Raw genomic sequence first — 21,029 nt, 5'->3', positions numbered from 1 at the left:
ACGCCTTTTTTCTGTTCTTTTTCGGTCATTTATGGTATGATAACGGGGTATGGACAGGCTCCATGCGAATTTCTTTTGGCTGTGAGGAATTTCCCTTGAAGATAGGCTCTGTGACACTGCAATCGAATCTGGCGCTCGCGCCGCTCGCCGGGGTGACGGATCTTGCGTTTCGCGAGCTCTGCCGCGAATTCGGCGCGGGCTATGCCGTATCGGAGATGGTCAGCGCCAAGGCCCTCTACTACCGCGACAAAAAGACCGACGCCCTGCTCAGGACGAGCCGCGCCGACCGGCCGGTCGCGCTGCAGATCTTCGGCAGCGAGCCGGCCGTCATGGCCTGGGCGGTGGAGCCGGTGCTGCGCCACGAGCCCGACGTCATCGACATCAACATGGGCTGCCCCATGCCCAAAATCGTCAAGAGCGGCGACGGCTCGGCGCTCATGCGCCGCCCGCGCCTGATCGGCGAGATCGTCGCGGCCGTGGTGAAAGCGAGCCCCGTGCCGGTCACCGTCAAGCTGCGCACCGGCTGGGACGACGGGAGCAAAAACGCCGTCGAGTGCGCGCGGTACGCCGAGGACGCGGGGGCCGCGGCCATCACCGTACATGGGCGCACCCGCGAGAAGCTTTACGCGCCGGGGGTGGACTATGCGGCCATCGCGGCGGTGAAAGCCGCCGTGCGCGTGCCGGTCTTTGGCAACGGCGACGTGGCCGACGGACCGAGCGCCCGGCGCATGTTTGATGAGACCGGCTGCGACGGCGTCATGATCGGCCGCGCAAGCCTCGGAAACCCCTTTGTCTTTCGCGAGATCGCGGCGTATCTGGCCGGGCGCGCCTGCCCGCCGCCCACGCTGCGCGAGAAGCTCTCGGTCGCCTCGCGCCACATCCGCGCGCTCGTGGCGCTCAAGGGGGAGCACATCGGCATTCTCGAGGCGCGAAAGCATCTCGCCTGGTATCTCAAGGGCGTGCGCGGCGCGGCCGCCTACAAGGCCCGCTGCAACCAGATGAAGACGGCGGAGCAGTTCGACGAGCTGATTTATGATATTCTGCGCGCGGCCGGAGAGGAGGGAGAGCGTGACTGACCTCGACTACATCAAACTCGTGCAGCAGGGGGACCGCGATGCGTTCGCCCACCTCGTGCGCCTGTATGAGAAGAAAGTCTACAACATCGCCCTTCGCATGTGCCAGAACCCGGAGGACGCAAACGACGTCTCCCAGGAGGTCTTTCTGCGCGTGTACCGCTCGATTCACTCCTTCAAGGGCGAGAGCACCTTTTCGACCTACCTCTACCGCGTGGCGGTCAATCTGTCGATCGACTTCATGAGAAAAAACCGCCGCCGCCAGGGCGACGTCTCGCTCTATCAGGGGGAGGACGGCGAGGAGTATGAGCTGAATCTGCCCGACCGCTCGGGCTCGCCCGAGGAGCTCGCCGAGCGCCGCGAACAGCGCCGGGCTCTTCTCGGGTGCATCGCCGCGCTGCCCGAGCGGCACCGGCAGATGATCGTGCTGCGCGATCTCAGCGGTCTGAGCTACGACGAGATCGCCCGGGTCATGCAGTGCAACGAGGGCACTGTCAAATCGCGCATCAGCCGCGCGCGCGAGGCGCTGCGGCGCGAACTTGTAAAAAACGGGAACTTTTTTCCCGCCGGGAAGTCTAAAGGGGTATGAGAGAGGAGGTGCGATATGACCTGCAGACAATTTGAGGACCATCTGGAGGCGCTCGTCGGCGGAACGCTGCCCGAGACGCTTGCGGCCGAGCTTGAGCGGCACCGCGAGAGCTGTCCGGCCTGCGACCAGCGCTATCGCACCCTCTGGGCGCTGTACGACCTCTCGGTGGACAGTCCGTGCAATCCGCCCGAGGGCTTCTGCGACGCTGTGATGGAAAAAATCGACGCGCTCGAGCGGGACAATGTCATTGAGCTGAGCGCGCCCACGGCACCGCGCCGGAAATTCCGCTACCCGTTCACGGCCGTGGCCGCGGCGGCGGTGGTGCTGCTCTTTGCCGGCAGCCGCATCTGGGCGGCGCCCATCATGGACAGGGTCGCCGAGCCCGAGAGTGTGGCGTCCCCCGCTCTCGAGCCGCGCAGCGCCGAAGATCTTCCCCTGACAGACTGCCTGCCCGGCAGCGAGGCGCAGTTCTATCGCAACAGCGACGAAAACGCGAAGATGCAGGACGCCGCGACCGGCGCCGAAAGCGGTGGTGCCGCCAATTCGGCGGAACCGTCTGCGCCGACCGGCACCGCGCCAGATGACGCGGTCGACGGCGGGGCGCAGAGCGACGAAATACAGAGTAAGGGCGACGGCAAGGACCGGGCTCTGGGCGGCTCCTCCGAAGCCGGGCTTCCGCCGGTTGACATTGGCGTGACGCCGAACAATCTTCTGGTCTTGCCCGACCCGACCGACGGGCAGATTCTCGCCGAGATGGTGCCCCTGTACCAGACGGGCTTTGCCTTTGTGTACACCGGCAGTGCCGGCGACAGCGCCGAGGCGCTCGAGAATCTGGAGCGTGACCAGAGCATCACCAGCGGCGCGGTCTACCGCTACGCGTTCAACGGCTACACCGCCTACTACCTGCGCGCTGAGCTTGAGGCGCAGCTGCCCGCCGAGGGGCTGCAGCGCGCGAGCGAGCCGGTCGAGACCGCCGAGGGCACCCTGCGTCTCGACGAGACGGCCGAGTACGGCGCAGTGCTGCTCTACGACGAACCGCAGTAAAAAACCCCGTGCGAGAGAATCGCACGGGGTTTTTTCAGGCCACGCTGTAGATCTTCAGCTGCGGCTCTTCGCTCCAGAGGGGCTTGAGTCCCGCGGAGACATCGCGGCGAAACAGCTCGCTCTGCAGATACGCCTGGGCGTGCTCCACGGTGTCAAAGCCGTGCAGCACCTGCACATCCTGTTCGCGCACGAGAAGCTCCTTGGTCAGCGCGCCCTCGATGTCCTCCAGGAAAGGGCCGCGGTAGTCCTGGTAGACTTTCGCGGCGGCCGGCCGGTTCGCCGGGTCAATTGTCATCGTGATTTCCAAATACGCTCCGGGTTTCATCTGTATTCCTCCTTTGGCTTTTTGCTCTTGGTGAGCTTGTATTCCATGGTACTCACCACACTCGGACAAAACAATATATTAATGAATAAATAAGTTACTTAATATTTTAATAGTTACTTTTATCTATTGAGTATCCGTGGTATGATGGCTGTAAAAAGGGGGTGTCGCCATGTATCAGAGAAAGCTGGCGCCGGACATCCGCTGCCCGCTGGAGTACGGGCTCGAACTGTTCGGGGGGAAGTGGAAGTCGCGCATCATCTGCGTGCTGTCGGAGCGCGAGACGCTGCGCTACAGCACCCTGCGCCGTGAGATGGGAAACATCTCGGACGCGGTGCTCGCATCGACGCTCAAGGAGCTCATCCGCGACGGGCTGGTCGAACGCCGCCAATTCGACGAGATTCCACCCCATGTGGAGTACTCGCTCAGCGCCAAGGGCGCCTCGGTCGTGCCGATTTTACAGAGCATCTGCCGCTGGGCGGGCGCGTACCACCGTCAGGTGGGTGAGCACACGCCCGCGCGCTGTCAGCGCTGCGACTACGGCCCCGGTGGCGAGCCCTGAGCACCGGCGGGCCCGCCATCGCATTACCGGCGGTATTTGGATGGTTTCTTCCATTCTCCCTGCGGTATAAAAGCCCGCAAACGCACTGCTGCCAAAAGTTTTTCGGATTTTTTCGCGCGGGCGTCCGCCGGAGGCGGTCTGCGGGCTGACGTTTCCATAATCAGGTGAGTTTGCCGCATCTATCAACACATTCCACAGAGTTATCAACAGAGAAAAAAAGAAAAAAACAGGCACAAACAGCCTGTTTTTTCTCTTTTTGGGGCGGTTTTTGCGCCGCTTATCAACAGGACAATTTCGCGCCCCGTCGTTTACATAACAACTTTTTACACACCGGCGCGGGGCGACTGCTCCCACGTCAGAGCTTTTGTCGCGGCGGCATTGAGATCGAGCCCCGCCCGCGCGCCGGCGAGAAATTCGTAGTAGCCCTGCGAGGCGATCATGGCCGCGTTGTCGCCACAGAGCGACAGCTCGGGCAAAAAGAGCTCGCACCCGCGCTCACGGCAGAGCGCCCCCGCGCGCGCGCGAAGCAGGGTGTTCGCCGACACGCCGCCAGCCAGCGCCACTTTTTTGAGCCCCGTCCCGTCGAGCGCGAGGGCGAGGCGGTCGATGAGCTCGCCGACGAGCGCGTCGGAAAAGCAGGCGGCAAAGTCGTCGACGGCGACCGTCTCGCCGCGCTGCTCGAGGTTGTGCAGCAGGTTGATGGCCGCCGACTTGAGCCCCGAGAAGCTGAAGTCAAGCGGGCTGCCCTCGACCTTGACCCGCGGGAAATGATAGGCTCCGACGCTGCCGCGCTGCGCCGCGCGGTCCATTTCGACGCCGCCGGGGTAGGGCATGCCGAGCACACGCGCGATCTTGTCAAAGCACTCGCCCGCCGCGTCGTCGCGCGTGCGGCCGACCAGGCGCATGCGGGTGTAGTCCTCGACCACGGCGAGATTCGTGTGGCCCCCCGACGCGATCAGGCACAGAAAGGGCGGCTCGAGATCCGGGTGGGTGAGGTAGTTCGAGGCGATGTGGCCGCGGATGTGGTGCACCGGCACGAGGGGCCTGTCCCAGGAGTAGGCCAGCCCCTTGGCAAAATTGACCCCGACAAGCAGCGCGCCGATCAGGCCGGGGTAAGCAGTCACCGCGACGGCGTCGACGTCCTGCATGGTCATTTTGGCCTGCCTGAGCGCACGGGAGACCACCTCGTCAATGCTCTCGATGTGGAGCCGCGAGGCGATCTCGGGCACGACCCCGCCGTAGACCCGGTGTAAATCAATCTGGGTGTTGACCACCAGCGACACGATTTCGCGCCCGTCGCGCACGACAGCGGCCGACGTCTCGTCGCAGGAGGTCTCAATGCCGAGTATGTTCATGGTGTTACCCCCTCTTCCAGAGTGAGAAGAATCGCGTCCTCCACGGGCGCGCGGTAGTAGCGCGGGCGGCGGCCCACCTCGCGAAAGCCGAGGCTCCGGTAGAGCGCGCGGGCGGGCGCGTTCGACTCGCGCACCTCGAGGTGCACCGCGGCGCACCCGCGCGCGCGAAGCTCGTAAAGCAGCGCCCCGAGAAGCGCCCGGCCGATTCCCCGGCCCCGGTGGGCGGGCGGCACGCCGATGTCGGTGACCTCGCCGGTATCACACACTGCAAGCCCCCCCGCATAGCCGACAGGGGTGTCCCCGTCGAGGGCCACGAGCCACACGGCGAGCGGATTTGTCAGCTCGTCGTAGAACTGCTGACGGCTCCACCCATCGGCGGGGAAGCAGAGCTGCTCCATCCCGTGCACCACCGGCACGAGGGCGGGCGTCAGCCCGGTGAGAGTGAGCTCACTTCGCGTCATACCAGCTCTCCCCCTCGGAGACGTCGGCGCGCAGCACGACCGACAGGCTCGCCGCGCCCTCCATCTCCTCCTTTAAGAGCGCGCGCACGCGCGCAAGCTCGTCGCGCTCGGTCTCGATGATGAGCTCGTCGTGCACCTGCAAAATCAGGCGGCTGCGGAGCCCCTCGGCGCGCAGGCGGTTGTAGACGCGCACCATGGCGATTTTGATGATGTCGGCGGCCGTGCCCTGAATGGGCGTGTTCATCGCGACCCGCTCGCCGAACATGCGCATGTTGTAGTTGCCGCTCTTCAGCTCCGGCAGATAGCGCCGCCGGCCGAAGAGCGTGGTGACGTAGCCGTCAGCCTTGGCCTGCTCCACGGTGCGGTCGAGGTAGGCCTTGATCTTCGGGTAGGTGGCGAAGTACTGGTCGATGTACTCGCGCGCCTCGCGGCGGCTCACGCCGATGTCCTGCGAGAGCGAGAAGTCGGAGATGCCGTAGACGATGCCGAAGTTGACCGCCTTTGCCCGGCGGCGCATGAGGGGCGTGACAGCCGAGCGCTCCACCCCGAAGACTTGGGATGCCGTGACGGTGTGGATGTCCTCGTTCTGGTTGAACGCCTCGAGCATGGTCTCGTCGCCCGAGATGTGCGCGAGCACGCGCAGCTCGATCTGGGAGTAGTCGGCGTCGACGAGGGTGCACCCCTCGCGCGCGACGAACATGCGCCGCAGGCGCCGCCCCTCCTCCTCGCGCACGGGGATGTTCTGCAGATTCGGCTCGGTGGAACTGATGCGCCCGGTCTGGGTGACGGTCTGCCGAAATGTGGTGTGCACCCGGCCGGTGTGGGGATCGGTGAGTTTTAAGAGCCCGTCGACATAGGTCGACTTGAGCTTTTGCAGCTGGCGGTAGCGCAGCACGAGATCGACGATCTCGTGGGCCGGGCGCAGCTTTTCGAGCACGTCGGCGTCGGTGCTGTAACCGGTCTTGGTCTTTTTGACCACCGGCAGCCCGAGCCGCTCAAAGAGCACCTCGCCGAGCTGTTTGGTGGAGTTGATGTTGAATTCGTACCCCGAGATGGCAAAGATCTCCTGTGTGAGCTCGGCGATGCGCCCGGTGAGCTCCTGCCCGTAGGCATGCAGCGCCGCGGTGTCGACGGCGAAGCCCTCGCGCTCCATCGCGGAGAGCACCGCCGACAGCGGCAGCTCAATGTCGAAGTAGAGCCGGTCCTCGCCGCTTTCGCCCATGCGCCGCAGCAGCTCGGGGCGCAGCAGCGGCAGCACCGCGAGCGCCTCGGCGCGGCCCTCGCCGATGGAGAGCGTGAGATAGCCGAGCGCCAGCGTCGCCGGGGTGTAGCTGTTCGCCGAGGGGTTTAAAACATAGCCCGCAAGCTCCGCGTCAAAGACGAGATTTCGCAGTTCGATCCCCTCGGCGGCGAGAGCGGTTCGCGCGTGCTTGCCTGCCGCCATCACTTTCTCGTTGGGGCTCTCAAAGAGCAGGCGAATGCACTCGTCGAAGCCCGCCATGCACTCGAAGCGGTTCAGCTCAAAGAGCGCGCCGCCCGTGAGCACCAGAACCGACTCGGGGTCGTAGTCGAGACAGAGCGTCCCGCCCGGGGCGAGCAGCGCGCGCACCTCGGCCTCGCCCGTGAGCTTCTGCACCGGCGGGGCCTCGAAGGCGGGCGGCGCGGCCTCGGGGCGGCGCTCGCGCAGGCGGTCGGCAAAGCTCTTGAACTCGAGCTTCTCATAGAGCGCGAGAAGCGCCTCAAAGTCGGGGTCGCGGCGGCGCATGGCCTCAAAGTCGAGCTCGAGCGGCACATGGCAGTCGATGGTGGCGAGCTGATAGCTCAAAAAGGCCGACTCGCGGCCCTCGGCGAGCTTCTTCTTCGCGCCGGGCTTGACCGGCAGGGCGTCGAGGTCGGCGTAGATGTCCTCGAGGGTGCGCCCGTCCTGCAGGAGGGCTTTCGCCGTCTTCTCGCCGATGCCGGGCACGCCGGGGATGTTGTCGGAGGCGTCGCCCTGGAGCGCCTTGAAGTCGATCATGCGCCGGGGCTCAAAGCCGTAGACCTCGACGAATTTGTCGCGGTCGTAGCGGGTGGTCTCGCTGCGGCCCATGGCCGTGACGGCGAGCTTGACCGCGACGTGGGGGCCGATGAGCTGCAGATCATCCTTGTCGCCGGTGACGATGACGCAGTCGTCCCCCGCGCTCTCGCAGCGCGCCGCGATGGTGCCGATGATGTCGTCGGCCTCGTAGCCCTGCAGCTCCAGGCGGGCGATGTGCATGGCGTCGAGCACCTGCTTGAGCACGGGCAGCTGCGAGGCGAGCTCGTCGGGCATGCCGCGGCGGCCCGCCTTGTACTCGGCGAACTGCTCGTGGCGAAACGTCGGCCCCGCGAGGTCGAACGCGACGCACACGGCGTCGGGGGCTTCCGCCGTGAGCTCCTTTTCCAGAATGTTCAAAAAGCCGTAGACGGCGTTGGTGAAGACCCCGTCGCTGGTCGACAGCAGACGGATGCCGTAGAACGCGCGGTTGATGATGCTGTTGCCGTCAAAGACAAGTAGTTTCATGAGTTCTCCCGTCCGGGCGCGCGGCCCTGTTGTGATTCTCTGTGTAGTATACCACAAATGGAAAAATTCTCACAGCCATGACATAATTGCGACGCGGCGGCGGAAAATAGAGCTGACAATACTTTTTCGAGGTGCGCCATGAAACGAAGAACACTCATCCGAATCATCAGCTTCACCGCTGCGCTCATTCTGGTGCTCGGGGGACTTGTCCTCTACCAGAGCCGTGTGGCGGCGCTCTATCTGCGCCAGCTTCGCGGCGGCTATGCGCGGGCGCTCGGGGATCTGACCTACCACGTCGCCGCGATGGAGCAGTCCATGCAGCGCGGCAGCTACACCACGAGCCCCGCCTCGCTCGTGGCGGTGTCAAACGAGGTCGCCGAGGCGGCCGGGGCAGCCAAGGCCTGTCTGGGCGAGCTGCCGCTGACATCGGCCGATCTGAGCATGCTCGAGCGGTATCTCTGCCAGGCGGGCGACTACGCGGACATTCTCGCGCGAAAGGCGGCGGCGGGCCAGTCCCCGGCAGCCGACGAGCGCGAGGCGGTCGACGCGCTCTACGGCTACACCCGGGAGCTCTCGGCGCGGCTCTATGAGCTCGAGGGGGAGTACGCGGCGAGCGCGATGGACTTCGACTACTTCGCGGGCAGCCGCCCCACGGCGACACTCATTTTTTCCCGCGCGGCTCTGCCCGACGTCGCGGACGCGATGGGCGAGCTGATGGGCGTCTTTGAGGGCTATCCGGAGCTGCTGTATGACGGGCCCTACTCGTCCCATCTCACGGGGCGCAAGAGCGTCTATCTGGCCGGGCAAAACGAAGTGACACGCGACGAGGCCCGCGGGGCGGCCGCGGCCTTTCTCGGCGTTGAGGCTTCGGCCCTCGCAGACGACAGCGACCTCGGCGGCGCTCTCGCCGCGCACTGCTTCACGTTTCAAAGCGGGGAGATCTGTGTGACGAAAGCGGGCGGCGTGGTGATGACCTGCGCAAACGAGCGCGCGCTCGGCGAGCCAGAGCTCTCCCTCGAGCAGGGCGGACAGCTCGCGGCGGACTTTCTCACGGCGCAGGGCTACGCCGGCATGGAGCTGGCCGCAAGCCGCCAGCAGGGCGGCATGGGGCTCTACAGCTTCGCCTACCGCGACGGCGACATCCTCTGCTACCCCGATCTGATTCAGGTGGGAATCGGTCTCGACCGGGGGGATGTGGTACGCTACGACGCGACGGCCTATCTGATGAACCACATTGACGCGCGGGGGCTCAAGAGCAGCACGCTCGGGGAGGGGACGCTGCCCGAGGGGCTGACGGCCGTCTCGGCGGGGTATGCGGTCATTCCGACAGCGGGCGGCTTTGAGACGCTTGTCACCGAGACCTGCTGCACGGATACGGACGGCGCGGCGATGCGCTTCTACGAGGGCGCCGCCGGCGAGCAGAGGATTCTCACCGAGGAGAATTTTCCCGCCGGTCTGTTTTGATGCCGCGCAAGCGGCAGCGTTTAACCCCCACCGAAGCGGCAGCTAAACCTACCTCGCTTCCCATGAGTAAATCCCCGGCGTCCAGCCACGATTGAAGCGACGGCAAAGCCATCCCCCTCCATCCCCGGGAGTGAAAGCTCCACGGGGTCCAGGGGTCACTGACCCACTGGCCGTTTGTGTAGGGGGTTCAAAGGGGGGAGGAATCGGAACCTCCCCCCTGCGTTCTTTGGTTACTTTCTCACGTGAGAAAGTAACATCTCCCCGTTAGGCGTGCCGAAGACCTCGCCACCACATAGCCGAGGCTTTGCCAAGCCTCCTACCCTCAACGCCCCTGTTTTAAAAACGAAAAAGATCGGCGCAGTTATCCACAGCAAGAAAGTTCCCTGTGAAAATCTTTCTATTTCAGCGAGTGTCTTGAGATCAATTTTGTTGAAAGATTTATAGATATTACAATATGTATATGATTTTTCACAGGCACACATAAAATTTGAGCGCTTGTTTCTAAAACAAGGTCGAGGTCCTGCAAAACCCTTTGGGGTTGCAAAACCTCGACCTTGTTGTTTATTGTCTTTTGTTTGCCAACGGAACAGCGCACTTTGAACTCTACGGGCTTTCGCTCCCAGGAGCGGAGGCAATGACTTTGCCGTCACTTCAATCATGGCGAAACGACGGAGATTCGCCTTTGAGGGATTGGGCTTTGCTGTCGCTTTGGTGTTGGCAAAGCCTCGGCCTTGTGGTGGCAAAATCATAGGTGTTCCTAACGGGGTGAATGTTACTTTCTCACGTGAGAAAGTAACCAAAGAACGCAGGGGGGAGGTTCCGATTCCTCCCCCCTTTGAACCCCCTACACAAACGGCCAGTGGGTCAGTGACCCCTGGACCCCGTAGAGCTTTCCCTCTCAGAGGGGGAGAGGATGGCCTCGCTGCCGCTTTGGAGATAGCTGGACGTTTGGGGGGTACTCATGGGAGCGGGGTAGGTTTAGCCGCCGCTTCGGTGGCGGCTAGACGCCGCGTTTTACGCGGCGCAGCGCTTTCTCAAAGCTGTCGTAAGACAGCTTTATGATAAAATCGCCCCGCGCGGCGGGAAGAATCTCGCCCGGCTGGTAGTAGAACACCAGCCCGTCGGGCAGCAGATAGAACTGCTCCGGCTGCCAGAGCGCCGCGATGCGCCGGCGAAGAGCCGCGCCGTCCCGCCGGCCGGCAAAGTCAAACCGCTCATCCGCCGCGCGCAGCAGAAGCGCGCGCAGCGGCCGCAGAGCCCGCCTGCCGCGCACAAACAGATCCCGCAGACGCAGCCGGTCGCCGGTGCCGAGATCGAACACATCCGAAAAGCGCGTGCGCCGCACGAGCGGCCCGCAGATCTCCTGCTGCTCGTAGAGCACGCACATGCACCGACCGGAAAAGAGCACCTCAAAGCTCATGCGAGCTGTAAAGGGCACAAACGGCTCCCCGCCCGCCGCACAGACGAGCGCGCGCTGCTTTGCGACGGCGCCGAGCTGTCTCTGAGCCGAGCGCACATAGTCCCCCGCGAGCCGACGGTAGTAGCGGTTGATGCGCTCGCGCAGCGGGCGGGTCAGCCCGCTTTCCACAGCGGGGTAGTCCGCCGTGATGCGCACGAGCTCGCACCCGTCGAGCAGAGGGGCCGCCTCGAGAGTCTTGGTCGTGATTTCCGCCGGGGCCGCAGCCTGTTCTGTCTGCATACAAAACGCTCCTTTTCTCAAAAAAACAAAAAAACCTTTCTCTCTATGGTATGAGAAAGGTTTTTTTTGGTGCGTTTTTCAAAATCAGCGCACAGGCGGCAGCTCGCGCACAAACTGCAAAAAGGCCTTGGGCCGCCCGCGGTAGCTGTGGTCGAAATTGCGGTCGGGCCGGGTGCGCACATAGCCGTCGATCAGCCAGGTCGTGATGCCCGTGCCGGTCGCGGCCATGTCCTCGTAGCGGTCGTTGCCGACGTAGAGACACTCCGAGACATCGCGGCCGAGCTTTTTCAAAATGTCGTAGAAAAACTCGACGTGGGGCTTTGCATAGCGGTCCTCTGCAAAGCTTGTAACATAGTCGAACTCGTCGAGCGAGAGCCCGGCCCAGCTCACCCGCTGCGCCACGCCCTCGTCGGGGAAGACGGGATTTGTCGCCATGACGAGAGTGAAACCCTTTTCTTTGAGCAGGCGCACCGCCTCGATCATCTCGGCGTTCGGGTGGGTGGCGGCGCGCAGCTCGCCGTAGTCGTTTTTGTAGTAGTCGAGAAGACGCCGGCGAAACTCGGCGATGTTCTCCTGCCCGCAGTAGCGCGCAAAGCCGTCGTAAAAGACCTGCTCGTTTGTGCGCTCGGACATGTGGTTGATAACCTCGCCGATCACCTTGAAGAAGACCTCGCGGATGTTGTCGACCGGCATGAGGTCGGCGAACATGCGCCGATAGGAGGCGAGCATGATGTCAAAGAAGTCCTCGTTTGTCATACGCAGAAGAGTGCCGTCGAGATCGAACAGGGCGGTTGTAAACATATCGGTTGTTTCCTTTCGCATTTTTGCACTCTCATCATAGTGGAAAAAACACCCGCGAATCAATCGTGAACTTCACCGAAAAAAACCGGTGGGTCCGCCGCCCTTTTATATATTAAATATATATTATATTATTAATATAAATAAATATACTTAAATCAGAAGAAAGAATTGAACGAGATCGGAAATTTTGATATACTTAATGGTAGTTTTGAAGTAAACGCAGGAGGAGCCTATGAATTCCTTTCAAGAGGTCTGGCAGAGGGCCTACCAGCAAATGAGCGAGAACCTCTCGGCCGTGGCGGTCAAGACCTGGATCAGCTGCATGCAGCCGCTCGAACTCAACATGCAGCGCGCGCTGTTTCTGGTTCCCTCCAATTTCCAGAAAGAGATCATCGTCTCGCGCTACCTCGACACCATCAAGAACTATCTGGCCGACACCCTCGGCTTCCCGGTGGAAATCGAGATTGAAACCGAGGAGGACCGCCTCGAGGCGGAGGAGGCTTTCTCCGCCCCCGAGGCGGCGCAGCCGGCGGCCCCCGCCGCCAATCTCACCGCGCAGATCGACCGCGAGTACACCTTTGACAACTTCATTGTCGGCAACGCCAACAAGTTCGCCCACGCGGCGTCGGTGGCGGTCGCAAACGCGCCCGCCGCGGCCTACAACCCGCTGTTCATCTACGGCGGCTCGGGCCTCGGCAAGACCCATCTGCTCTATGCCATCGCAAACGAGATCAAAAAGAAGTACCCCGCTTTCAAAGTCGTCTATCTGCGCGGCGAGGTCTTCACAAACGAGCTCATCGAGTCCATCCGCAACTCCACGGTGGTGGAATTTCGCAACAAGTACCGCTTTGCGGATGTGCTGCTCATGGACGACATCCAGTTCATCGGCGGCAAGGAGAGCACGCAGGAGGAGTTTTTCCACACATTCAACACCCTGCACGCCGAGAAAAAGCAGATTGTGCTCACCTCCGACCGGCCGCCGAAAGAGATTCAGACGCTCGACGACCGGCTGCGCACCCGCTTTGAGTGGGGCCTGATCGCCGACATTCAGCCGCCGGATCTCGAGACGCGAAGCGCCATCATCATCCGCAAGGCCAAGACTCTCGGGCTCGACCTGCCGGCGGATGTGACCGACTACATCGCCGGAAAGCTCAAAAACAACATTCGCCAGCTCGAGGGCGCCGTCAAGAAGATCTCGGCCTATGTGGCGCTCGGCGAGCGGATCACCGTCGACCTGGCGGCGACCGCCATCCGCGACATCCTCTCCGACCAGGTGCCGGTCTCGGTTCTCGTTGAGCGCATCGTCGAGGACGTGGCGCGCTACTACAATCTCGAGCCCGACGATCTTCGCAGCAAGAAGCGCACGGCCGAGGTGGCCCTCGCGCGGCAGGTGGCCATGTACATCATCCGCGAGGGGACCGACCTGTCGCTGACCGACATCGGCGACGTGTTCGGCGGGCGCAACCATGCGACCGTGCTCTACGCCATCCGCGAGGTGGAGGGGCATCTCGAGCGCGACGTGCGCATGAAGAACATGATCACCGACGTGATGGCCAGTCTCAACGCCTGAGTTATCCACACCCGCTGACAGCTTTTTCACAGCCGGGGGGACAGGCGGTTGTCATAACCCGAAAGACCGGTCAGTTTTCCACAGACTTGTCCGTTTTCCACAGCCGACTCTCCACACTCTCAACAGCACAAAAAAAGAAGGGCCTGTTGTCCACAATTCATCATCGGGCATTCCGGGGCGTCAAACCGGCGAAAACCCGCCTGTCTGCGCGGGTTTTTCCCTTTTCAACAGTTTCAACGCCCCCTACTATTACTACTGTGAATAAACCAATTCTGGTTAAGGAGGAATTTCCATGTATTTATCGTGCAACCGCGAAGATCTGCTCGAAGCGGTGCTCTGCGCCTCGCGGGCCGTGTCGTCAAAGACGTCGCTCGCCGCGCTCGAGGGCGTGCTCCTCGAGTACGGGCGGGAGCTGAAAGTCACGGGGTACAACCTCGAGATCGGCATCGAATCGGTCATTCCCTGCGAGTGCGACGGCACCGGGTCGGTGGTGATCAACGCCCACACGTTCTCGGAGATTCTCAGAAAGATGGACCACGATGTGGTCACCATTGAAGTGGACGACAAGCTCAAGATCACCATCAAGTGCGGCATGTCGGAGTTCACCATTCTCGGCACCTCATCGGGCGAATTTCCCGAGATGCCGAAAGTCGACCGGGAGCGCTCGCTGAAGCTCCCGCAGAACCTCTTGAAAAACATGATCCGCCAGACGGTCTACGCCGTCTCGACCAACGAGAACAAGCCCATTCACACGGGCTGCCTGTTCGACGTGGCGAGCGACAGCCTCAAGGTGGTCGGCGTCGACGGCTACCGCCTCGCGCTGCGCGAGGAGAAGATCGACACCGAGACGGGCGAGGCTTTCTCGTTCGTCGTGCCAGGGCGGGCGCTCAGCGAGATCGTCAAGCTCATGGACGACACCGACAACCCCATCAGCATTAGCCTGTCGAGAAAGCACATCATCTTTGAGCTCGAGAACAAGCAGCTCGTCTCGCGGCTGCTCGAGGGTGAATTTCTCAATTATAAAGCGGCGATCCCTGCAAACGCCACCATCAAAATCCGCGCAAAGGTCAAAAACTTCGTCGACTCCATCGAGCGCGCCTCGCTTCTCATCAGCGAGCGCCAGAGAAGCCCCATTCGCATTCAGTTCCACGATGACACGGTCGTTATGAACTGCTCGACCCCTCTCGGACGGGTGTACGACGAGTTTGCGGCGGCCTCCTCGGGCGGATCGCTCGAGATGGGCTTCAACAACAAGTACCTGCTCGATGCGTTTCGCTACTGCGAGCAGGAGGAGGTCATGGTCGAACTGACCTCGCCGCTCGCGCCGCTGGTGCTGCGCCCGGTGGAGGGGGAGGGCTTCATCTTCCTCGTGCTGCCGGTGAGGTTGAAGAGCGATGAGAACTGAGATTGCAATCACAACGGCCTTTATCAAGCTCGACGCGCTTTTGAAATTCGCTGGGCTCACCATGACAGGGGGCGAGGCGAAAGAGCTGGTACAGAGCGGGGAAGTGCTCGTTGACGGCGGGGTCTGCACCCAGCGTGGGCGCAAGATCACGCCCGGCATGGAGGTCACCGTCGGAGAGCAGACCCTGGTGGTGACGGCGGCGACATGATTGTTCGGGAGCTGTCGCTTCAAAATTTTCGCAACATCGCCGACTGTACGCTGACGCTCGGTGAGCACAGCAACGTGCTCTTCGGCAGCAACGCCCAGGGGAAGACGAATCTGCTCGAGGGGATCTATCTCTTCTCGACCGGCAAGTCCTTTCGCGCCGGGCGCGAGCGGGATCTCATCCGCTTCGGGTGCGACGCGGCGACGCTGACGCTGCGCTTTCAGTTTCAGGCTCGCGAGCAGCAGGCGCAGATTCGCCTGTTTCGCGAGGGCCGCAAAAAAGAGGTCACGCTCAACGGCGTCAAGCTCAAGACCAGCGAGATGCTCGGCAGCTTCTCCTCGGTGCTGTTCGCGCCGGAGCATTTAAATCTCGTCAAGGAGGGCCCGGGCGAGCGGCGGCGGTTTCTGGACTTTGCGCTCTCTCAGCTCAAGCCCCGCTACTACGCCGTGCTCTCGGCCTACCAGAAGACCGTAGCTCAGAAGAACGCGCTGTTAAAGGACATGGCGCGCTTTCCGCAGCTCGGGGACACGCTCGGGGTCTGGAACGAGAAGCTCGCGGCAAACGGCGCGTTTCTCGTGATGAACCGCTACCAGTATCTCAGCCGCATCAACACCCTCGCGGCGGGAATTCACCGCGATCTCTCAGAGGGCAGAGAGGAGCTGTCGCTGCGCTATCTCGGCTTTCACGAGGGGCTTGACGACAGCGGCTACCGCGATCTCGGCGCCATCACGCAGGCCTTTCGCCGCGCGCTCGAAGAGCGCGAGAGCGAGGAGATCCGCGCCGGGGTGAGCCTGGTCGGCCCCCACCGCGACGACTTTGACATTCTCATCGGCGGCGAGAGCTGCCGCATCTTCGGCTCGCAGGGCCAGCAGCGAAGCGCTGTGCTCTCGATGAAGATCGCCGAGTGCGAGGCGGCGCGCGCCGTCTTCGGCGAGTATCCGGTGCTGCTGCTCGACGACATTCTCTCGGAGCTCGACCCGCAGCGCCAGAGCTACATCCTGCACCACATCAGCGGCAAGCAGGTGGTCATCACCACCTGTGACCGCGACCGTTTCGCCGGCCTCGCCCAGCAGAATCTCTTTGAGGTGGAAAACGGAACCATCCGACGGCAGCAGGGTCTCTGACGGCCTTACGATACAGGGGGGAATCACATGTTTTTGCACCTCGGCCAGGATGTCATGGTCGCCGAGCGCGACATCATCGGCATCTTTGATCTGGAGAACACGACGATCTCGAAGACCACACGGGAATTTCTGAATACCGCGCAGGCGCGCGGCGAGGTGGTCAACGTGCTCGATGATCTGCCAAAGTCCTTTATTCTCTGTCAGAGAGAGGACAAGCGGACCGTCTATATCTCACAGATTTCCCCGGCGACGCTCGAAAAGCGCAAAAACAGCATGGGAAACCTTGTGAATCCGGTATAAATTGGGAGGACAGTATGACGGAAGAAAAAGTAACACAGGTCTATGACGAAACTCAAATTCAGGTGCTCGAGGGCCTTGAGGCGGTGCGCAAGCGGCCTGGCATGTACATCGGCTCAACGTCCGCGAGGGGACTTCACCACCTGGTCTACGAAATTGTCGACAACGGCATCGACGAGGCGCTCGCGGGCTACTGCACCCACATTGAGGTCGACATCAACGCCGACAACTCCATCACCGTGGCGGACGACGGGCGCGGCATTCCGACGGGCATCCACCCGAAGATGGGCATCTCGACGCTCGAGGTGGTCTTCACTATTCTGCACGCGGGCGGCAAGTTCGGTGCGGGCGGCTACAAGGTCTCGGGCGGTCTGCACGGTGTGGGCGCCTCGGTGGTCAACGCCCTGAGCAGGTGGCTCGAGGTGAGAGTCTGCGACGGGAAGCACATCCACTTTCAGCGCTTTGAGCGCGGTGTGCCGAAAGGGCCGGTCGAGATCATCGGTGAGACCGACCGCACGGGCACCACGGTCAGCTTTCTCGCGGACGACACCATCTTTGACACGGTGGAGTACGACTACAATGTGCTCTTGAACCGCATGCGCGAGCAGGCCTTTCTCAACGCCGGGCTTCGCATCACGCTGCGCGACCACCGCGGGGAGGAGCCGGTCGAGAAGTCCATGCACTACGAGGGTGGCATCACGAGCTTCGTGCAGCACATCAACAAGAACAAGGAGCCCATCCACCCGGATGTGATCTATGTCTCGGGCAGCAGGGACGACATGCAGGCCGAGGTGGCCTTGCAGTACACCGAGCGCTATGACGAGACCATCCTCTCCTTTGCCAACAACATCAACACCACCGAGGGCGGCGTGCACGAGATCGGCTTCAAGGCCGCGCTGACCAAGGTGTTAAACGACTATGCCCGCAAGCACAACATGCTCAAGGACAGCGACAAGAACCTCTCGGGCGAGGACGTGCGCGAGGGACTCACGGCCATCATCAGCGTCAAGCTCCACGAGCCACAGTTTGAGGGTCAGACCAAGACCAAGCTCGGAAACGCTCCCATGCGCTCGCTTGTCGACAGCATGGTTTCTGAGAAGCTGAGCTACTTCCTCGAGGAGAATCCTGCGGTCGCGAAGATGATTCTCGAAAAGTCGCTCACCGCGTCGCGCGCGCGCGAGGCCGCGCGAAAGGCCCGCGAGCTCACCCGCAGAAAGTCCGCGCTCGACGGCGCGTCGCTGCCCGGAAAGCTCGCCGACTGCTACGAGAAGAACCCCGAGTACACCGAGATCTACATCGTCGAGGGCGACTCGGCCGGCGGCTCGGCCAAGGGCGGCCGCGACAGCAAATACCAGGCGATTCTGCCGCTGTGGGGCAAGATGCTCAACGTCGAGAAAGCCCGCATCGACCGGGTCTACGGCAACGACAAGCTCCAGCCGGTCATCACGGCGCTCGGCGCGGGCATCGGCGACGAGTTCGACCTGTCGAAGCTGCGCTACGGCAAGGTCATCATCATGGCCGATGCCGACGTCGACGGCTCGCACATCCGAACGCTGCTTCTGACCTTCTTCTTCCGCTTCATGCGCCCGCTGATCACCGAGGGCCATGTCTACATCGCCCAGCCGCCGCTCTACAAGCTCGTGCGCGGCAAGCAGGTGCGCTACGCCTACAGCGACCCCGAGCGCGACAGGATGAGCGCCGAGCTTCGCGGCGAGGACAAAAACGCCGTGATCGACATCCAGCGCAACAAGGGCCTCGGCGAGATGGACTCGCACGAGCTCTGGGAGACGACCATGGACCCCGCCAAGCGCACGCTGCTTCGCGTGGAGCTTGAGGACGCGGTGGCGGCCGACGAGATTTTCACCATCCTGATGGGCGACAAGGTCGACCCCAGACGGGAATTTATTGAGAGCAACGCCCAATACGTTGTCAACCTCGATATATAAGGAGGGCGTGACAGATGTCTTTTGAAAACCAGGAGCTTCAGAATATCATCAATGTCGATCTCGAAAAGGAGATGAAGAAGTCCTACATCGACTATGCGATGAGCGTCATTGTCGGCCGTGCGCTGCCCGATGTGCGCGACGGGCTCAAGCCCGTTCACCGGCGTATTCTCTACACCATGTACGAGGACGGGCTCACAAGCGACAAGCCGTTTCGCAAGTCGGCCACCACGGTCGGCGCCGTGCTCGGCCGGTACCACCCCCACGGCGACGCGGCGGTCTACGACTCGCTCGTGCGCATGGCGCAGGACTTCTCGCTGCGCTACCCGATGATCGACGGCCACGGCAACTTCGGCTCGGTCGACGGCGATCCGCCCGCGGCCTACCGTTACACCGAGGCGCGCATGTCGCGCCTGGCAAACGAGATGCTCGCCGACATCGACAAGGAGACCGTCGACTTCATGCCGAACTTCGACGAGCGGCTCAAGGAGCCGGTCGTTCTGCCGTCGCGCTTTCCGAGTCTGCTGGTCAACGGCTCGTCGGGCATCGCGGTCGGCATGGCGACAAACATCCCCCCGCACAATCTGCGCGAGGTGATCGACGGCGTCATCTGCCTGATCGACAACCCCGAGGCCGACCTCGAGATGCTCATGGAGCACATCAAGGGGCCGGACTTTCCGACGGGCGGCATCATCATGGGCAAGTCCGGTATCCGCAGCGCTTACGCCACCGGCCGCGGCAAGCTGATCGTGCGCTGCCGCGCCGAGATCGAGGAGAAGGACAACAAGTTCCGCATCGTGGTCACCGAGCTCCCCTACCAGGTCAACAAGGCCCGGCTCATTGAGAACATCGCCGACCACGTCAAGGACAAGCGCATCGAGGGCATCTCGGGGCTGCGCGACGAGTCGGACCGCGAGGGCATGAAGATCGTCATCGAGCTCAAGCGCGACGCGAACCCCCAGGTGGTCTTGAATCAGCTCTACAAGTTCACCCAGATGCAGGACACGTTCTCCATCATCATGCTGGCGCTGGTCGACAACCAGACCCAGCCGCGCGTTCTGAATCTGCACCAGATTCTCACCCACTACATCAAGTTCCAGGAGCAGATCATCGTGCGCCGCACGCGCTACGACCTCAAAAAGGCCGAGGCGCGCCAGCACATTCTGCTCGGGCTTCTGACCGCGCTCGACCACATCGACGAGGTCATCCACATCATCCGCACGAGCTACGACAACGCAAAGACCCGCCTGATGGAGACCTTTGATCTGTCCGACATTCAGGCGGGGGCCATTCTCGACATGCGCCTCGCCCGCCTGCAGGGGCTCGAGCGCGAGAAGATTCAGGGCGAGTATGACGAGCTCTGTGAGAAGATCAAATACTACAACGAGGTGCTCGGCGACGAGCAGCTCGTGCTCAAGATCGTAAAAGACGAGCTCATCGCCATCCGCGACAGGTACGGCGACGAGCGCCGCACGGCCTTTGAGCCCTTTGTCGACGACATCGACTACGAGGACATGATCGAGCGGGAGGACTGCGTCATCACCCGCACGCACCTCGGCTACATCAAGCGCCAGCCGGTGTCGGCCTACCGCGCCCAGCGGCGCGGCGGGCGCGGCATCACCGCCATGACCACCCGCGAGGAGGACTTTGTCGAGGAGCTCTTTGTGGCCTCGACCCACAGCTACATCCTCTTCTTCACCGACCGCGGCCAGGTCTACCGGCTCAAGTGCTACATGATTCCCGAGGCCGGGCGCACGGCCAAGGGGACGAACATTGTAAACCTGCTGCAGCTGCGGCAGGATGAGAAGATCTCGGCGGTCATCCACCTCGACGAGTTCGAGGAGGACAAGTATCTGACGATGGTCACCCGAAACGGCACCATCAAGCGCACCGCGCTCATGGAGTACAACACCGCGAGAAAGGGCGGCGTCATCGGCATTCTGCTCGAGGACGACGACGAGCTCGTCGGCGTCAAGCTCACCGGCGAGGATGAGACGCTTCTGCTCGCGACGAAGAACGGCCGTGCCATCCGCTTCAAGGTCAGCGACGTGCGCCGCATGGGGCGGCCCTCGCACGGCGTGCGCGGCATGGAGCTGCGCGACGGCGACTATGTCATCGGCATCTGCAACTGCCGCGAGGGCGGGCGGCTTCTGACCGTGACCGAGAACGGCTATGGCAAGCGCACCGAGATCAGCGAGTACAAGGTGCAAAACCGCGGCGGCAAGGGCATCACAAACTACAATCTCACCGACAAGACCGGCCTTGTCGCGGGCGTCAAGGTCGTGGAGGACGAGGAGGACATCATTCTCATCTCGTCCGACGGCGTGGTCATCCGCATGGCGGCAAGCGAGATTCCCGTCTACTCGCGTGTGACCCAGGGCGTGCGCGTGATGCGCCTCGAGGAGGGCGTCACCGTCGTGACCCTCGCGCGCACCGACCACGAGGAGCCCGAGGAGGACGGCGGGGACGCGCCGGACGAGACGCCGGACGGCCAGAGCGCAGACACAGCGCAGGCCGTGGAATCCGCAGAAGAGTAATTTACAGGGAAGAATATACTAACAGGAAAAAAAGGA

The 21,029-nt window shown here is 62.5% G+C and carries 19 protein-coding genes; 12 read left to right on the top strand and 7 right to left on the bottom strand.

Going from position 1 to position 21,029, the window contains the following annotated elements; genetic code table 11:
* Positions 1-95 precede the first annotated feature (95 nt).
* The 3 genes from dusB to H8695_RS07240 are packed head-to-tail and all read left to right on the top strand — an operon-like array spanning position 96 to position 2,706.
* On the top strand, positions 96-1,076 hold the full coding sequence (gene dusB / locus H8695_RS07250; protein ID WP_249300326.1) for a tRNA dihydrouridine synthase DusB: 981 nt from the start codon (positions 96-98) through the stop codon (positions 1,074-1,076).
* The gene (locus H8695_RS07245) at positions 1,069-1,662 is read left to right on the top strand and encodes an RNA polymerase sigma factor (protein WP_249300325.1); all 594 of its coding nucleotides are present in this window, start codon (positions 1,069-1,071) and stop codon (positions 1,660-1,662) included. Before dusB ends, H8695_RS07245 begins: the two co-directional genes overlap by 8 nt.
* Positions 1,663-1,677: 15 nt before the next feature.
* Positions 1,678-2,706: an anti-sigma factor family protein gene (locus H8695_RS07240; protein WP_249300324.1), complete on the top strand. Its 1,029-nt coding sequence runs from the start codon at positions 1,678-1,680 to the stop codon at positions 2,704-2,706.
* Between the two features lie 34 nt (positions 2,707-2,740).
* Here the strand turns inward: H8695_RS07240 and H8695_RS07235 are convergent, their stop codons facing one another.
* Entirely contained in the window at positions 2,741-3,031 is a 291-nt protein-coding gene (locus H8695_RS07235; protein ID WP_249300323.1) for a hypothetical protein, read from the bottom strand.
* A gap of 169 nt (positions 3,032-3,200) precedes the next feature.
* Here H8695_RS07235 and H8695_RS07230 point away from each other — a divergent pair, with 169 nt between their 5' ends.
* Positions 3,201-3,590 carry a winged helix-turn-helix transcriptional regulator gene (locus H8695_RS07230; protein ID WP_249300322.1) on the top strand — a complete coding sequence of 130 codons (390 nt, stop codon included), beginning with the start codon at positions 3,201-3,203 and terminating at the stop codon, positions 3,588-3,590.
* A 323-nt stretch (positions 3,591-3,913) separates the two neighbouring features.
* Here the strand turns inward: H8695_RS07230 and tsaD are convergent, their stop codons facing one another.
* From tsaD to polA, 3 genes are read right to left on the bottom strand one after another with little or no spacing between them, the layout of a single operon-like run.
* Positions 3,914-4,945 (bottom strand): tRNA (adenosine(37)-N6)-threonylcarbamoyltransferase complex transferase subunit TsaD, encoded by a 1,032-nt coding sequence (gene tsaD, locus H8695_RS07225; RefSeq protein ID WP_249300321.1) that lies wholly within the window; start codon positions 4,943-4,945, stop codon positions 3,914-3,916.
* Positions 4,942-5,406: a ribosomal protein S18-alanine N-acetyltransferase gene (rimI, locus tag H8695_RS07220; RefSeq protein WP_249300320.1), complete on the bottom strand. Its 465-nt coding sequence runs from the start codon at positions 5,404-5,406 to the stop codon at positions 4,942-4,944. The genes tsaD and rimI overlap by 4 nt, the downstream gene beginning before the upstream one ends.
* Positions 5,393-7,948, bottom strand: coding sequence for a DNA polymerase I (polA, locus tag H8695_RS07215; RefSeq protein ID WP_249300319.1), 2,556 nt, complete (start codon positions 7,946-7,948; stop codon positions 5,393-5,395). The genes rimI and polA overlap by 14 nt, the downstream gene beginning before the upstream one ends.
* 138 nt (positions 7,949-8,086) lie before the next feature.
* Between polA and H8695_RS07210 the strand changes: the two genes are divergently transcribed.
* The gene (locus tag H8695_RS07210) at positions 8,087-9,412 is read left to right on the top strand and encodes a PepSY1/2 domain-containing protein (RefSeq protein WP_249300318.1); all 1,326 of its coding nucleotides are present in this window, start codon (positions 8,087-8,089) and stop codon (positions 9,410-9,412) included.
* A 230-nt stretch (positions 9,413-9,642) separates the two neighbouring features.
* On the opposite strand, the gene H8695_RS07205 is transcribed toward H8695_RS07210, so the two are convergent.
* The 3 genes from H8695_RS07205 to H8695_RS07195 form a co-directional block, all read right to left on the bottom strand.
* Positions 9,643-10,212 (bottom strand): hypothetical protein, encoded by a 570-nt coding sequence (locus H8695_RS07205; protein WP_249300317.1) that lies wholly within the window; start codon positions 10,210-10,212, stop codon positions 9,643-9,645.
* A 200-nt stretch (positions 10,213-10,412) separates the two neighbouring features.
* Complete coding sequence (locus H8695_RS07200; protein ID WP_249300316.1) at positions 10,413-11,111, bottom strand: RsiV family protein; 699 nt, start codon at positions 11,109-11,111, stop codon at positions 10,413-10,415.
* 84 nt (positions 11,112-11,195) lie between these two features.
* Positions 11,196-11,933, bottom strand: a complete 738-nt coding sequence (locus H8695_RS07195) for an HAD family hydrolase (RefSeq protein ID WP_249300315.1) — start codon at positions 11,931-11,933, stop codon at positions 11,196-11,198.
* Positions 11,934-12,144: 211 nt separating this feature from the next.
* Here H8695_RS07195 and dnaA point away from each other — a divergent pair, with 211 nt between their 5' ends.
* The 7 genes from dnaA (at position 12,145) to gyrA (ending at position 20,993) form a co-directional block, all read left to right on the top strand.
* Positions 12,145-13,482 (top strand): chromosomal replication initiator protein DnaA, encoded by a 1,338-nt coding sequence (gene dnaA, locus H8695_RS07190; protein ID WP_249300314.1) that lies wholly within the window; start codon positions 12,145-12,147, stop codon positions 13,480-13,482.
* Between the two features lie 292 nt (positions 13,483-13,774).
* The gene (gene dnaN / locus H8695_RS07185) at positions 13,775-14,887 is read left to right on the top strand and encodes a DNA polymerase III subunit beta (RefSeq protein ID WP_249300313.1); all 1,113 of its coding nucleotides are present in this window, start codon (positions 13,775-13,777) and stop codon (positions 14,885-14,887) included.
* Complete coding sequence (locus tag H8695_RS07180; protein WP_249300312.1) at positions 14,877-15,095, top strand: RNA-binding S4 domain-containing protein; 219 nt, start codon at positions 14,877-14,879, stop codon at positions 15,093-15,095. Before dnaN ends, H8695_RS07180 begins: the two co-directional genes overlap by 11 nt.
* Positions 15,092-16,216, top strand: a complete 1,125-nt coding sequence (gene recF, locus H8695_RS07175) for a DNA replication/repair protein RecF (RefSeq protein WP_249300311.1) — start codon at positions 15,092-15,094, stop codon at positions 16,214-16,216. The genes H8695_RS07180 and recF overlap by 4 nt, the downstream gene beginning before the upstream one ends.
* Positions 16,217-16,243: 27 nt before the next feature.
* On the top strand, positions 16,244-16,516 hold the full coding sequence (gene remB / locus H8695_RS07170; protein WP_249300310.1) for an extracellular matrix regulator RemB: 273 nt from the start codon (positions 16,244-16,246) through the stop codon (positions 16,514-16,516).
* A gap of 14 nt (positions 16,517-16,530) precedes the next feature.
* The gene (gene gyrB / locus H8695_RS07165; protein ID WP_249300309.1) at positions 16,531-18,459 is read left to right on the top strand and encodes a DNA topoisomerase (ATP-hydrolyzing) subunit B; all 1,929 of its coding nucleotides are present in this window, start codon (positions 16,531-16,533) and stop codon (positions 18,457-18,459) included.
* 14 nt (positions 18,460-18,473) lie between these two features.
* Positions 18,474-20,993 (top strand): DNA gyrase subunit A, encoded by a 2,520-nt coding sequence (gene gyrA, locus H8695_RS07160; protein ID WP_249300308.1) that lies wholly within the window; start codon positions 18,474-18,476, stop codon positions 20,991-20,993.
* The last annotated feature ends 36 nt before the right edge of the window (positions 20,994-21,029 follow it).

This window comes from Feifania hominis (assembly GCF_014384765.1).
Classification (GTDB): domain Bacteria; phylum Bacillota; class Clostridia; order Oscillospirales; family Feifaniaceae; genus Feifania; species Feifania hominis.
This window is presented reverse-complemented; position numbering and strand designations above follow the sequence as displayed.

What these genes read in the sequence shown, in the direction of transcription:
- H8695_RS07195 (WP_249300315.1), bottom strand. Translation starts at nt 11,933, where the DNA reads ATGCGAAAGGAAACAACCGATATGTTTACAACCGCCCTGTTCGATCTC.
- H8695_RS07235 (WP_249300323.1), bottom strand. Translation starts at nt 3,031, where the DNA reads ATGAAACCCGGAGCGTATTTGGAAATCACGATGACAATTGACCCGGCG.
- H8695_RS07200 (WP_249300316.1), bottom strand. Translation starts at nt 11,111, where the DNA reads ATGCAGACAGAACAGGCTGCGGCCCCGGCGGAAATCACGACCAAGACT.
- gyrA (WP_249300308.1), top strand. Translation starts at nt 18,474, where the DNA reads ATGTCTTTTGAAAACCAGGAGCTTCAGAATATCATCAATGTCGATCTC.
- recF (WP_249300311.1), top strand. Translation starts at nt 15,092, where the DNA reads ATGATTGTTCGGGAGCTGTCGCTTCAAAATTTTCGCAACATCGCCGAC.
- rimI (WP_249300320.1), bottom strand. Translation starts at nt 5,406, where the DNA reads ATGACGCGAAGTGAGCTCACTCTCACCGGGCTGACGCCCGCCCTCGTG.
- remB (WP_249300310.1), top strand. Translation starts at nt 16,244, where the DNA reads ATGTTTTTGCACCTCGGCCAGGATGTCATGGTCGCCGAGCGCGACATC.
- H8695_RS07210 (WP_249300318.1), top strand. Translation starts at nt 8,087, where the DNA reads ATGAAACGAAGAACACTCATCCGAATCATCAGCTTCACCGCTGCGCTC.
- tsaD (WP_249300321.1), bottom strand. Translation starts at nt 4,945, where the DNA reads ATGAACATACTCGGCATTGAGACCTCCTGCGACGAGACGTCGGCCGCT.
- dnaN (WP_249300313.1), top strand. Translation starts at nt 13,775, where the DNA reads ATGTATTTATCGTGCAACCGCGAAGATCTGCTCGAAGCGGTGCTCTGC.
- polA (WP_249300319.1), bottom strand. Translation starts at nt 7,948, where the DNA reads ATGAAACTACTTGTCTTTGACGGCAACAGCATCATCAACCGCGCGTTC.
- H8695_RS07180 (WP_249300312.1), top strand. Translation starts at nt 14,877, where the DNA reads ATGAGAACTGAGATTGCAATCACAACGGCCTTTATCAAGCTCGACGCG.
- H8695_RS07230 (WP_249300322.1), top strand. Translation starts at nt 3,201, where the DNA reads ATGTATCAGAGAAAGCTGGCGCCGGACATCCGCTGCCCGCTGGAGTAC.
- H8695_RS07240 (WP_249300324.1), top strand. Translation starts at nt 1,678, where the DNA reads ATGACCTGCAGACAATTTGAGGACCATCTGGAGGCGCTCGTCGGCGGA.
- gyrB (WP_249300309.1), top strand. Translation starts at nt 16,531, where the DNA reads ATGACGGAAGAAAAAGTAACACAGGTCTATGACGAAACTCAAATTCAG.
- dnaA (WP_249300314.1), top strand. Translation starts at nt 12,145, where the DNA reads ATGAATTCCTTTCAAGAGGTCTGGCAGAGGGCCTACCAGCAAATGAGC.